At 67.2% G+C, this 13093-nt stretch carries 11 protein-coding genes; 6 read left to right on the top strand and 5 right to left on the bottom strand.

The window, feature by feature from the left end; translation table 11 throughout:
* Positions 1–39: 39 nt before the first annotated feature.
* Positions 40–1962: a BglG family transcription antiterminator gene (locus ACN0RC_RS08455; RefSeq protein ID WP_417510715.1), complete on the top strand. Its 1923-nt coding sequence runs from the start codon at positions 40–42 to the stop codon at positions 1960–1962.
* Between the two features lies 1 nt (position 1963).
* On the opposite strand, the gene ACN0RC_RS08450 is transcribed toward ACN0RC_RS08455, so the two are convergent.
* The 3 genes from ACN0RC_RS08450 to ACN0RC_RS08440 are packed head-to-tail and all read right to left on the bottom strand — an operon-like array spanning position 1964 to position 4809.
* Positions 1964–2242 carry an HPr family phosphocarrier protein gene (locus ACN0RC_RS08450; RefSeq protein ID WP_417510713.1) on the bottom strand — a complete coding sequence of 93 codons (279 nt, stop codon included), beginning with the start codon at positions 2240–2242 and terminating at the stop codon, positions 1964–1966.
* Positions 2243–2293: 51 nt separating this feature from the next.
* Complete coding sequence (locus ACN0RC_RS08445) at positions 2294–3979, bottom strand: phospho-sugar mutase (RefSeq protein ID WP_417510711.1); 1686 nt, start codon at positions 3977–3979, stop codon at positions 2294–2296.
* The gene (locus ACN0RC_RS08440) at positions 3976–4809 is read right to left on the bottom strand and encodes a purine-nucleoside phosphorylase (protein WP_417510709.1); all 834 of its coding nucleotides are present in this window, start codon (positions 4807–4809) and stop codon (positions 3976–3978) included. Before ACN0RC_RS08440 ends, ACN0RC_RS08445 begins: the two co-directional genes overlap by 4 nt.
* A 59-nt stretch (positions 4810–4868) precedes the next feature.
* Here ACN0RC_RS08440 and ACN0RC_RS08435 point away from each other — a divergent pair, with 59 nt between their 5' ends.
* Positions 4869–6302 carry an NAD(P)H-quinone dehydrogenase gene (locus ACN0RC_RS08435; RefSeq protein WP_417510707.1) on the top strand — a complete coding sequence of 478 codons (1434 nt, stop codon included), beginning with the start codon at positions 4869–4871 and terminating at the stop codon, positions 6300–6302.
* Between the two features lie 121 nt (positions 6303–6423).
* On the opposite strand, the gene ACN0RC_RS08430 is transcribed toward ACN0RC_RS08435, so the two are convergent.
* Positions 6424–8187 carry an acetyl/propionyl/methylcrotonyl-CoA carboxylase subunit alpha gene (locus tag ACN0RC_RS08430; RefSeq protein WP_417510705.1) on the bottom strand — a complete coding sequence of 588 codons (1764 nt, stop codon included), beginning with the start codon at positions 8185–8187 and terminating at the stop codon, positions 6424–6426.
* Between the two features lie 78 nt (positions 8188–8265).
* The gene (locus ACN0RC_RS08425) at positions 8266–8919 is read right to left on the bottom strand and encodes a Maf family protein (RefSeq protein ID WP_417510703.1); all 654 of its coding nucleotides are present in this window, start codon (positions 8917–8919) and stop codon (positions 8266–8268) included.
* A gap of 40 nt (positions 8920–8959) precedes the next feature.
* On the opposite strand from ACN0RC_RS08425, the gene ACN0RC_RS08420 reads away from it, so the two are divergent.
* The 4 genes from ACN0RC_RS08420 to ACN0RC_RS08405 are packed head-to-tail and all read left to right on the top strand — an operon-like array spanning position 8960 to position 13070.
* On the top strand, positions 8960–10159 hold the full coding sequence (locus ACN0RC_RS08420; protein ID WP_417510701.1) for a class I SAM-dependent RNA methyltransferase: 1200 nt from the start codon (positions 8960–8962) through the stop codon (positions 10157–10159).
* A 28-nt stretch (positions 10160–10187) separates the two neighbouring features.
* Positions 10188–10850, top strand: coding sequence for a response regulator (locus ACN0RC_RS08415; RefSeq protein ID WP_417510699.1), 663 nt, complete (start codon positions 10188–10190; stop codon positions 10848–10850).
* On the top strand, positions 10840–12072 hold the full coding sequence (locus tag ACN0RC_RS08410; protein ID WP_417510697.1) for a sensor histidine kinase: 1233 nt from the start codon (positions 10840–10842) through the stop codon (positions 12070–12072). Before ACN0RC_RS08415 ends, ACN0RC_RS08410 begins: the two co-directional genes overlap by 11 nt.
* A complete protein-coding gene (locus ACN0RC_RS08405) occupies positions 12069–13070 on the top strand; it encodes a hypothetical protein (RefSeq protein ID WP_417510695.1) in 1002 nt (333 codons plus the stop codon). Before ACN0RC_RS08410 ends, ACN0RC_RS08405 begins: the two co-directional genes overlap by 4 nt.
* Positions 13071–13093 lie beyond the last annotated feature (23 nt).

The following is a 13093-nucleotide window of genomic DNA, read 5'->3' as shown; positions in this document are numbered from 1 at the left end:
TCCGCCCCGAGCGGGTGCAGTGCTGGCATCATGGGACACATGTCGCGACAGCGTCAGGACCGGCTCCTGCAGACCCTGCTCCGACAGGACGAGTGGGCAACCGCCGCCAGCCTCGCCGATCTGCTGGGGGTGACGCCGCGCAGCATCCGCTCCTATGTCGCAGCCCTCAACGCCCGTGTGCCCGAGGCGGATGCCGTCGAGTCCGGTCCTGCGGGATATCGCCCCGGTCCCGGAGCGCACGATGCACTCCGCACGCGCGCGGCGGGGGAATCAGCCCCGCGGGATCGTCTGCATTCGCTGGTGCGCATACTGTTGGATGCCTCAGACGGCATCGATGTCTACGAGACTGCCGATGCGATGCACGTCAGTGAGGCGACTCTCGAAGCCGACCTCGCCAGGGTGCGCGGGCTCCTCGACGGCATGGATCTGAGCCTGGAGCGCGACCGAGAGCGGGTTCGGCTGCGCGGGTCAGAGGTCGCGCAGCGACGCCTGCTCAGCCGCCTCGCTCATGACGAGATGGATGCCGGGTCTTTCCACCCGGAGAGCATCCGCCGCGCCCTCACCGGAACGGCCGTCGCCGCACACGCTGTCGGTCCGTTCAAGACGGCTCTCGTGCGTGAGCTGAGTGCCCTCGGCTATTACGTGAACGAGTTGGCGATCTCGGACGTGCTGCTGCACATCGCGATCGCCGCCGATCGCGTCTCTGCGGGGCGCGCTCTGGAGGCCTCACCCGGCGGCACCTGGGACGAGATTCCCAAACTCGGTGCCGTGATCAGCGAGCTGGCCTCGGAGCACTTCGGCGTCTCGCTGCGCGGCGGCGACAGCGCCCATCTCGCAACGCTGGTGCTCACTCGCGCGATCGCACCAGGACAGGACGTCGCAGCCGACGCCGTGCGCAGCGGCGTGGAACCGGTGATCGAGGCGGCAGTGCGCGCCGAGATCGTGCAGGCAGCCGTCGACTATCAGGTCGACCTGATCGACGAGAAATTCATCCTCCGACTCGCGCTGCACGTGCAGAACCTGCTGCGCCGTGCGCAGGAGCAGGCGTGGAGCCGCAACCCGCTCACACGCTCGTTGAAGGCGTCATATCCGATGATCTTCGAGGTTGCAGTCTCGATCGCGAGCGGACTGCACGATCGCCTCGGCGCACCCATCCACGACGACGAGATCGCGTACATCGCGATGCACATCGGCGGCAGGCTCGAGCGCAGCCGCAAAGCCGAGTCGATCCTCACCGCCACGATCGTGTGCCCTGGCTATTACGAGCTGCACGAACTGCTGCGATCGAGCGTTGACCGGTCGCTGGGCACCTCTGTCGAGGTGACCGGTGTGGTCACTACCGTTGACCCCGACTGGGCGAGCATCGACACGGACCTCGTCCTCACTACGATCGACCCCGGCACCAGTGGCGAGCACTACGTGCGCATCCAGCCCTTCCTCACCGATGCCGACGTCGAGCGGGTGTCGCAGGCCGCCGCACGCATCCGGCGCGCACGGCGCCTGAACCGGCTGCGCGCAGAGCTGGCCCGCTACTTCTCGCCGGACGCGTTCGTGCGCCCGCTCCCCGATGAAGGCGAAGAGGCCATCATCCGGCGGCTCGGCGGGATGCTGACAGCATCCGGTCTGATCGGTGACGACTACATCGAGAACACCATCGCCAGAGAGCAGATGTCGTCCACCGCTTTCACCGACGCGTTCGCCGTGCCGCACGCGCTGCAGATGACCGCTCAGCGCACAGCCATCGCCATCGGTGTGGCAGACGGATCGGTCGCCTGGGGTGACGGTCGGGTTCAGGTCGTCGCGCTCGCCGCTTTCAGCGAGAGCGATCGGGCAGCGTTCCAGACCGTGTTCGAGCAGCTGGTCGAGGTCTTCAGCGAGCGCGAGAGCGTGCAGCGGATCGTTCGGCGCGGAACCACGTTCGAGGCGTTCCTCGACGAACTCGTCGCCGTCATCGACGGCTGAGTCAGCGCTCGGTCAGCTCCGGGGCGGGAGCAAGGACGGCAACCAAGTCGTCCAGCAGTGCGTTCGAGCCCGGTGCATCCGCCACCTCGAGCACGACCTCGTCGCCGGCCTCCAGAGCAAGGTCCATGACGGCCAGCACGCTGGCGAGGTCCGCTTCGCGACCGTCGGCGACGCGCAGCGTCACGGTGGGCGTATGTCGCTGTGCCAGACGCACCAATTCGGCGACCGGCCGGGCATGCGCGCCACCCTGCGCACTGATGGTCACGGTTCGGATGAGCATATGTGCGATGTTAGCCGGGCTCAGTCGATGAGGGCGATAACTGCCCTGCTGTCAGGATCGCTCCTCCAGCAATGCTCTGACCCCGGCCTCGGTTTCAGCGACGGTCTCGGCCGCCTCAGTCGCCGATGCCGCCTGCGCGTCGATGTACACCTTGAGCTTGGGCTCGGTGCCGCTGGGGCGGACGATGATGCGGGTGCCGCCGGCGACGCGGTATCGCAGCACATCGCCGGAGGGAAGCCCCGGCGCAGCCTGGAGCAGGTCTTCGACCGCCTCCACCTGTGCGCCGCCGATGTGCGTCGGCGGCAGCGTGCGCAGCGACAGCATCACCTTGCCGATGATCGACAGATCGTCCACACGCACAGCGACCTGCCCACTCGCGAAGTGCCCGTAGATCTCGCCGAGCTGCGCCAGCTGGTCAGCGAGAGTCTCTCCGCGCTCGCGCGCCTCGGCTGCGAGTCCGAGCACGGCGACCGCCGCAGAGATGCCATCCTTGTCGCGGACCGTCTCGGGGTTCACGAGATACCCGAGCGCCTCTTCGAAGCCGAAGACCATCCCAGGGGCCCGGGAGATCCATTTGAAACCGGTCAGCGTCTCGTGGAAGTCGAGGCCGTGGTGCGCGGCGATCGCACCGAGACCGGGGGAGGAGACCAGCGAGCATGCCAGTGACGCACCAGGTGTCCCTTCGGCTGCGCGGGCGGCACGGGCGCCCAGCAGCAGCCCGATCTCGTTGCCGGTGAGTCGGCGCCAGCCGCCCTTCGCCGACTCGTCGGGGATCGCCACTGCAAGGCGGTCAGCATCCGGGTCATTCGCGAGGATGAAATCCGCGCGCGTCCGGCGACCCGCAGCGAATGCGAGATCCATCGCACCGGGTTCTTCGGGGTTGGGGAACGCGACGGTGCGGAACGTCGCATCGGGGTTCAGCTGCTCGCCCACCGTCTTCGGGCGCGGATAGCCCGCCGCATCGATGATGCGGGCGAACGTCTCCCACCCGACTCCGTGCATGGCCGTGTAGACCCAGGTGAGGCCGCGAGCCGACGACGGAGCGGGGGCGATGGCGGCTGTCGCAGCCACGTAGGCGTCGACGACGTCTTCACCGGCGATCTCATACTGCGTGGAGTGCGGAAGGATGCCGATGTCTCCGGCCTTCGCGACGCGCTCGATGTACGCGGCGATCTCGGCGTCCGCGGGCGACACGATCTGCGATCCGTCCTCGGTGCCGCCGAGGTAGACCTTGTACCCGTTGTCGTTGGGCGGGTTGTGGCTCGCGGTCACCATGACGCCGGCATCGGCGCCGAGATGGCGCACGGCGAACGCCAGCACCGGTGTCGGGAGCAGGCGGGGCAGCAGAATCGCCTTCAGGCCGGCGCCTGCGAAGATCTCGGCGGAGTCCTGAGCGAACCGGCGGGAGTTCCGTCTGCCGTCGTAGCCGATCACTACCGTAGGAGTCTGCCCCTGTGCGCGCGCGTGCAAGTACGCAGCGAAGCCCGCAGCGGCCTGCGAGACGAGCACGCGGTTCATCCGGTTGCTGCCGGCGCCGAGTGCGCCGCGCAGTCCTGCGGTGCCGAAGGCGAGGCGGGTGCGGAAGCGGTCGTCGAGGTCGTGACGTGCGGTCTCATCGCCGGAGGCTGCACGAGTGATGAGACCGGCGAGCTCGTCGCGGGTCTCGGCATCCGGATCTTGGCGGAGCCAGGCCCGCGCCTGCGCGAGCCTGGCATCGACTGCCTCGTCGAGGCTCACAGCGCCTCCACCACGCGCGCCAGCAGTGCCGAGATCACCGGCTCCGCTTCCTTGCCGGCTTCGATGACCTCTTCGTGGCTCAGCGGCGTCTTCTGGATGCCGGCGGCGAGGTTCGTGATGAGCGAGAAGCCGAGCACCTCCATGCCTGCTTCACGTGCGGCGATCGCCTCGAGTGCTGTGGACATTCCGACGATGTCGCCGCCGATGATCTTCGCCATCTGCACCTCTGCCGGGGTCTCGTAATGCGGGCCGCGGAACTGGGTGTACACGCCCTCATCGAGCGAGGGGTCGACCGTGTGAGCGATGTCGCGCAGGCGCTTCGAGTAGAGGTCCGTCAGGTCGACGAAGGTCGCGCCCTCGAGAGGTGAGTCAGCGGTGAGGTTGATGTGGTCGCTGATGAGAACGGGCTGGCCGGGCTTCCAGGTCTCGCGGATGCCGCCGGCGCCGTTGGTGAGCACCATGATCGCAGCCCCCGTGGCCGCAGCAGTGCGGACGCTGTGGACAACCCGGCGGACGCCGTGGTCCTCGTAGTAATGGGTGCGCGCCCCGATCACGAGGACGTTCTTGCCCTCTGGTGTGCGGATGCTGCGCAGAGTGCCGACGTGGCCCTCGAGGGCGGGCTTGGAGAAGCCGGTGACCTCGGTGGCAGGGACGGTGGCGACGGTCTCGCCGATGAGCTCTGCGGCGCGGCCCCAGCCGCTGCCGAGCGTGAGGGCGATGTCATGCTTCTCGACGCCGGTGAGCCGGGCGATGTCTGCCGCGGCGCGGGCTGCGATCTCGAACGGGTCTGCGTCCGGAACGTCGAGGGGATTGATGTGGATCTCGGTCATGCATCCCACTCTATGGAAGGTGGCGCCTGCTCAGCGAGGATTGCGGGAGAATAGAAGCCATGTCTTCGACTCCTTTTGAGCGCACTCAGCGTGTTGCCGTCCTCGGCGGCGGCCCCGGCGGATACGAGGCGGCCCTGGCCGCCGCTCAGCTCGGAGCAGAGGTGACCCTCGTCGAGCGAGTGGGTGTCGGCGGATCCGCGGTGCTGACCGATGTCGTCCCGTCCAAGAGTCTCATCGCCACTGCCGATGCCGCAGTCGCGATCTCAGAAGCCAGCGACCTGGGCGTGCAGTTCTATGCCAAGGGTTCGAACGGTCGACCGCTCAAGCCTGAGATCGCGATCAACCTCGCCGCTGTCAACAAGCGTCTGCTCGCGCTGGCCGGCCAGCAGTCAGAGGACATGCGCTCCACACTGCTCGAGTCCGGGGTGCGCATTCTCTCCGGTCACGGACGCCTTGAAGGAGCGAACGCGATCGTCGTCTCGACCGGTGTCGGCGGCACAGACTTCGACCGCATCGAGGCCGACACGATCATCGTCTCGGTCGGCGCATCGCCGCGCGAGCTCGATTCTGCCAAGCCCGATGGCGAGCGCATCCTCACCTGGACTCAGCTCTACGACATGAAGGCTCTGCCGGAACACCTCATCGTGGTCGGCTCCGGCGTCACCGGTGCGGAGTTCGCCTCCGCCTATATGAACCTCGGCGCGAAGGTGACGCTGATCTCCAGCCGCGATCAGGTTCTTCCCGGTGAGGATCCGGATGCCGCGCACGTGCTGGAGAACGTCTTCACCCGCGGCGGAATGACCGTGCTGTCGAAGTCCCGTGCGAACACGGTGGAGCGCACCGAGGCCGGCGTGCTCGTCACCTTATCTGACGGCCGCACCGTCGAGGGCAGTCACTGCCTGATGGCGGTCGGATCGATTCCGAACACCGCCGGGATCGGGCTCGAAGAAGCGGGAGTCGAGCTGACCGAGTCCGGCCACGTGCGGGTCAACAAGGTCGCGCGCACCTCTGTGCCCAACATCTACGCGGCGGGCGACTGCACGAACTTCTTCCCGCTGGCATCCGTGGCGTCCATGCAGGGCCGTACCGCGGTGTTCCACGCGCTCGGCGACATCGTCATCCCGCTCGAGAAGATCAAGATCACCTCGAACATCTTCACCGCTCCCGAGATCGCAACCGTCGGCTGGGGTGAGAAGGACCTCGAGCAGATGGACGGGTTGGTCTACAAGCTGCCGCTCGCCGCGAACCCGCGGGCGAAGATGATGGGCATCAAGGACGGCTTCGTGAAGATCATCGCCCGCAAGGGCTCCGGAACCGTGATCGGTGGAGTGATCGTCGCGCCGAAGGCATCCGAGCTGATCTATCCACTCGCCGTCGCCGTCGAGCGTCGCCTCACGGTCGACCAGGTCTCGCGCGTCTTCGCCGCATACCCCTCGCTGTCGTCGAGCATCACTGATGCGTCGCGCGCGATGCACCTCGTGAACATCTCCTAACCTCCGCGTCCGCTTCCCAACCTCCGCCGAGACCCCGTCTTCGCGTCGAGACCCCATGCTGCCGACGTCGGCAGCACGGGGTCTCGGCGGTAGGCGGGGGTCTCGGCGGCTAGGAGAGGGGCTAGGAGATGGTGAGCAGCTGGTGACCGGCAGAGACCGTGGCTCCAGGGGACGCATTGATGCTGCCGATGACGCCGTCCTTGTGCGCCTGCAGCGGCTGCTCCATCTTCATCGCCTCAAGGACGACGACAAGGTCGCCCTTGACGACCTGCTGTCCCTCCTCAACGGCGACCTTGACGATCGTTGCCTGCATGGGTGACTTCACGGCATCGCCGGATGCTCCCGCTGACGCAGTCATGGAGTGACTCCGGCGCGACGGCGGAACAGCTGCCGGGCGGCCGGTGGTGCCGGCGGCGACGGTCACACGGTCGGGCAGGCTCACCTCGAGGCGCTTACCAGCGACCTCGACGACGACGGTGTGGCGGGTCTCTGTCGCGGTCGGCTCTTCGAGCTCGCCGTCCCAGGCCGGGATGTCGTTGTCGAACTCCGTCTCGATCCAGCGAGTGAAGATGCCGAAATTGCCGTCTTCCGCGGTGAATGCGGCATCCCGAACGACCTTGCGGTGGAAGGGCAGGACGGTAGGGAGTCCTGCGACCTCGAACTCATCGAGCGCACGACGTGCGCGCTCGAGAGCCTCGGCACGGTCGCGCCCGGTGACGATGATCTTCGCCAGCAGCGAGTCGAACGCACCTGAGACGGAATCGCCGGCGGTGACGCCGGAGTCGAGACGGATGCCGGGACCGCCGAAAGTCTTGAAGACGTGGATCGGGCCGGGCTGCGGGAGGAACCCGCGACCGGGGTCCTCACCGTTGATGCGGAACTCGAACGAGTGCCCCTGCGGCTTCGGGTCGTCGTAGTCGATCGTGCCGCCTGCGGCGATGCGGAACTGCTCGCGCACGAGGTCGATACCGGTGACCTCTTCAGAGACCGGATGCTCGACCTGCAAGCGGGTGTTCACCTCGAGGAACGACACGGTGCCGTCTGCGCCGATGAGGAACTCGCAGGTTCCGGCCCCGACGTAGCCGACCTCTTTCAGAATGGCCTTGGATGCGGTGTACAGCTGCTCGTTCTGCTCCTCGGTGAGGAACGGCGCCGGTGCCTCTTCGACGAGCTTCTGGTGGCGGCGTTGGAGCGAGCAGTCGCGCGTGGAGATCACGACGACGTTGCCCTCGGCATCCGCCAGACACTGGGTCTCGACGTGACGCGGCTTGTCGAGGTATTTCTCGACGAAGCACTCGCCGCGGCCGAAGGCTGCGACAGCCTCACGGGTGGCCGATTCGAAGAGCTCGGCGACCTCATCGAGCTCGCGGGCGACCTTGAGTCCGCGCCCGCCGCCGCCGTACGCAGCCTTGATCGCGATCGGAAGACCGTGCTCCTTCGCGAAAGCGATGACCTCGTCTGCTGTTTCGACGGGTCCTGGCGTGCCGGGCGCGAGTGGCGCGCCGACCTTCTCAGCGACGTGGCGCGCAGTGACCTTGTCTCCGAGCGACTCGATCGCGTCGGGGGATGGGCCGATCCAGATCATGCCTGCGCCGATCACGGCGCGAGCGAAGTCGGCATTCTCGGCGAGGAATCCGTAGCCGGGGTGAACCGCGTCGGCTCCCGAGCGTCGCGCGATCGAGAGGATCTTGTCGATCTGCAGATACGTCGATGCGCTCGTGTCGCCATCGAGCGAGTACGCCTCGTCGGCGAGGCGCGAGTGCAGTGCATCACGGTCCTGCTCGGCGTAGACGGCTACCGAGGAGATTCCAGAATCGCGGGCGGCACGGATGATGCGTACGGCGATCTCACCGCGGTTGGCGATGAGCACCTTGTCGATGGGCATGAGTGTCAGCCTAGCGAGAAGAGGCTCGATAATTTTGAGCAGTATCGACAAGAAATGCTAAAAAACGTAGCGGAATGTCTATGACTGCTGCGTGGACCACAGATCTGTCCACGACACGTCGAGCTGGCGAGCGAGACGGCGAACCGTGGACAGCGACATGCCCACCACAGTGGAGGGGTCGCCCTCGACCCGGGTGATGAATGCTCCGCCGAGGCTGTCGACAGTGAATGCGCCGGCAACGTGCAGCGGCTCCCCGCTTGCCACATAGGCGGCGATCTCATCGTCGGTGATGTCGTCGGCGAATGTGACGGATGCTTCGGCCACGGCCGTCGCCTCGCGCAGTTCGCGGCCCGGCTGGAGGCGGAAGACCGAGTGTCCGGAGTGCAGCACGCCGGTGGCGCCGCGCATCTCGCGCCACCTCTTGGTCGCCTCTGCCTCGGTGTAGGGCTTGCCGAAGACGCGGCCGCCGAGCGCGAACATCGAGTCCCCGCCGATCACGATGCCATCGAAAGAAGGATCCTCATCACAAAGACTCTGCGCGACATCGGCGGCTTTGGCGCGTGCGAGCAGGAGCACCAGTTCGTCAGGGGGGAGGTCTGCTCCTCTGGCCGCGACGGCTTCTGCGGCGACAGCTTCCTCATCTGTCCCCGGTGCGCGCGTGAGTGGTTCGATCCCCACCTGGCGCAGCAGCATCAGACGGGCGGGGGAGGTGGAGGCGAGACAGACCTGCATAGCGACCACGGTATCGCTCTGGGAACCGTATCCTCGAAGGATGGCCTCTTCCGCACCCGCATCGCTCGATCTCGACATCACCGGTATCGCTCACGGCGGCACGTTCATCGCTCGACACGAAGGACGGGTGGTTTTCGTCTCGGATGCCATCCCCGGGGAGCGGGTGCGCGCGCGGGTCACCGACAACGCGAAGTCATCGTTCTGGCGCGCCGAGACGATTGAGGTGCTGGAGGCCTCGCCGCACCGCCGCGCACATATCTGGCCCGAGGCCGATCTGTCGCACGACCCCGAAGAGCGCGCCGGGGGCGCAGATCTTGGTCACATCGATCTTGAGCACCAGCGCGTGCTCAAGAAGCAGGTGCTCGCCGAGGCGCTGGACAAGTTCGCAGGAGAAGGCCTGGAGGCACCGTCCGTCAGCGCGATCGATGGCACCGACGGCACGGGGTGGCGCACACGTCTGTCGCTGCACGTCGACGCGGATGGAATCGTGGGTCCCTACGCGGCGCGCAGTCACCGTGTGATCCCGGTCTCGTCGCACCCGCTGGCGCGCCCGACGATGGCAGCCGAGGCGCTGTCGCTGCGGAACGCGAAACCCGGCCGCATCGACCTGGTCGAATCCTCGGACGGCACCGTGCACGTGCTGCGGCGCCCCGAACGCGGCAAGCGTCCGGCCCCGAAGGTCATCGTCGAGCGCGTCGGAGACCGGTCGTTCCAGGTGGATGCGGACGGATTCTGGCAGGTGCACCACGGAGCGGCAGCGATTCTCGATTCCGCGATCAGGAAGGCGCTCGAGGGTCGGGTCGATCCGAACGCGACGCATTTCGACCTCTACGGAGGTGTCGGCCTGCTGGCCTCCTCGCTGGCGACAGCCGGCGCCACAGACATCGTGACCGTCGAGTCCAGCGGACGCGCCACTGCTCACGCGCGTGAGAACCTCGCCGATTTCGGGGCCGCTGCCGTGACCGCGCGGGTGGATCGCTATCTTGCGTCTCTCCCGGACGATGCTCAGGCTGGGACGGTCGTGCTCGACCCGCCGCGCGCGGGTGCAGGACGCGCGGTCGTCGAAGGCGTGCACGCACTGAACCCGGATGCTGTCGTCTACGTCGCCTGCGACCCTGTCGCCCTCGCACGCGACCTCGGCACGTTCCGTCAGCTCGGCTGGAATGTGGAATCGCTGGAGGCGTTCGATCTCTTCCCGCATTCCCACCACTTCGAGACCATTGCGCTTCTGAGCCGGTGATCGTTCAGCCGATCGATAGCATGGTGCCATGAGCACGGTCGCACTCATCGACGATCACGAGTCTGTTCGGCTCGGGTTGGAGTTGGCGTGCGAGCGCGCCGACAGCGGAACTGTCGTGTTCTCCGGGAGCACGGTCGGGGCCTATCTGAGTTGGCGCACCACGGCCGGCGCGTCACCGGCTGACGTGGTCGTGCTTGATCTGACGCTCGGTGACGGCACTACAGTGACCGAGAATGTCACCGCGCTCGTCTCTGACGGCGCAAGTGTCGTCATCCACAGCGTCGCCGACCGTCCTGCGGCGGTGCGCGAGGCGCTCGCCGCAGGCGCGGCAGGTGTGGTGAGCAAGTCATCCGCGCTTGATGATGTGCTGCACGCGATCCGCACTGTCGCACGCGGCGAAGCACTGAACAACGTGGAATGGGCCAGCGCAGTCGAAGGCGATCGCGAGTTCGCTGACGCGCAGTTGTCGGTGCGTGAACGTGACGTACTGCGCCTGTACGCGACAGGGCTCCCGCTCAAGGCGGTCGCTGAACGACTCGGTGTCGCGTATTCGACCGCGAAAGAGAACATCACGCGCGTGCGCGTGAAGTACGTCGAGGTCGGAAGACCGGCTCCGACGAAGGTCGATCTGCTCCGTCGCGCCATGGAGGACGGCATCGTCGCCCCAGACGGGGCTGCCAGTGCCCGCTGACGCCGCGCTGCAGGCCGCGTGGGGACGAATCCCGTCGCCGAGCGCGGCCGAGACGGAGTTCGAACGCTTCACACGCAAGCGGATGGAACGCATCCTGGCGATCGTCGCGGCCATCGGGTCAGCGATTCTCGGTGTGCAGGCGCTGCTGGCGGCGATGGGCGGGCTCAAACACGGTGCATCCGGGGTGCAGGTCGCGTTCCTGCTCGTCGTGTACATCTCGCTGGCCGCCATGCTCGCCTCCTGTGTGCTCGGGCGCGGCGTGCGCGTGTGCGCAGCGGCGTTCGCGATCATCTACCTCATCGCCCTTGCCACGTGGCCGATCGTGCTCTCGACGGGTTCGGGCAGCCAGGGTCAGCCGTGGATCTTCTTCCTGGTGAACGTCGGTGTCGTCGCTGCGATGCTCGCCTTCCCGGTGAAGGTGCAGGTGCTCTGGGCCCTCGGTCTGCCGTTGGTGTACGGCTACGTGCGCCTGGTCGAGGGCGGCTTCCGCAGCTCCTATTGGACGACGACGGCCTTCGATGTCTCGTTCACGATCATCCTCGGCTTCGTGATCGTCGCGCTCGGCTGGATGTTCCGCGCGGTCGCGGTCGGCGTCGACAGCGCACGCGGCAGCGCTGTCGCTTCCTACACCTCGGTCGCCGCAGGAGTCGCCGGTGAGGAGGAGCGCGTCGCGATGGCCGCCCTCATGCACGACAGCGTACTCGCCGCCCTCATCGCCGCAGAGCGCGCCGATTCCGATCGCGCGAGGGATCTTGCCGTGGCGATGGCGCGCGAGGCGCTGACGCGATTGGCGAACACCGAAGCCGTCGTCGCCCAGGAGGGCAGCGATGACCCGATCGGGACGGCGCTGATCGTGGCTGAGCTGCGGCGCGCGCTGTCGGAACGCGGCGCCGATGCGATCGTGGAGGAGCGGGGAACGGCGGGACTGATTCCCGGACGAGCTGCGCGAGCGATCGTGCTCGCCGCTCGCCAGGCCATCGGGAACGCGCTCGACCACGCTGCCGGCCGGGGTCTGCACGTGGTTGTGGACGGACGCGGTGACGACGGGCTTGCGGTGACGATCCTGGATACGGGCGCAGGCTTCGATCTCGACGCCATCGGCGAGGACCGCCTGGGCATTCGCGCGTCGATGATCGCGCGCATGGCCGCCGTCGCGGGAAGCGTGTCGATCGATTCCACCGGCACCGGAACGCACATCGTTCTCGAGTGGGGAAGCGCATGAATCGCTCGGTGCGCAGCGTCGCCACCGGGCTCGCCGTGGGTTTCGCGATCTACTTCGCAGCCAGAGCGGCGTGGTGGACGGTGCAGCCGGCCGCGCCTCTCGTGATGGGCGCGGCGATCCTGCTGTACCTGGTGGTGATGATCGCCACTGTCGTCGTCGACGTGCAGGGCACCGCTCGGATGCCGGGGTGGCTCGGGGTGGTCGCGATCGTGGCGGGCGCCGGCATTCCGTTCATGGTGGGAGCAGCGATGCTCGTCCGCGACAGGACCGCGCCGTTCGCCACCTGGTACATCGGTGCGCTGGGCCTTCTCGCTGTGATCTGCATCGTGCGCCGACGGCCCGTGATCGGGTGGCTCGTCCTGCTCGCGCTCACCGCGTCAACAGCCGTGCAGCTCGGACTGCTGACCGCTCTTGAACTCGGGCTCGTCGGCTCCATCATGTGGACCGTAGTCGCGCAGCTGCTCGTGCTGTTCTGGGATCGCGCAGTCCGTGACACAGAGCGTCTCGCCGAGATCCAGCGTGCGGTCTCCGTGTGGCATGCTACGCAGCTGGTGCGTCAGCGCGAGCGGAGGATCAGGGTGAAGTACGCGCTGAGCGTCGCCGGTCCCGTACTCACGAGGACTGTCGCAGCGCAGGGGCGCTTGACCGAAGAGGAGCGCCTGGAGGCCCGGCTTGCCGAAGGGCGGTTGCGCGACGAGCTGCGCGGGGCTGGCCTGCTCAACGATGCCGTGCGTGAAGCCATCCAGCGCGTCAGGCTCCGTGGCATCGCGGTGACCGTGTTCGACGAAGGCGGGCTCGAAGAGCTCGATGAGAAGCGTCGGGATGAGATCAGGGATGAGCTCGCCGACGTGATCGCTCAGGCCGATGTCGAGCGCGTGATCATTCGCGCCGCGCGTGACCCCCGTACCGCGGTCACCGTGGTCGGACGCACGGGAACGGGCGACTCTTCAGACGAGGACACCGTCGGCCTGTGGAAAGAGATCCCCCGAGAGCGGTAGGTGCACTGCGCACTGCGAACAAG

The sequence above is a fragment of the Microbacterium sp. genome (genome assembly GCF_048259935.1).
GTDB lineage: Bacteria > Actinomycetota > Actinomycetes > Actinomycetales > Microbacteriaceae > Microbacterium.
This window is presented reverse-complemented; position numbering and strand designations above follow the sequence as displayed.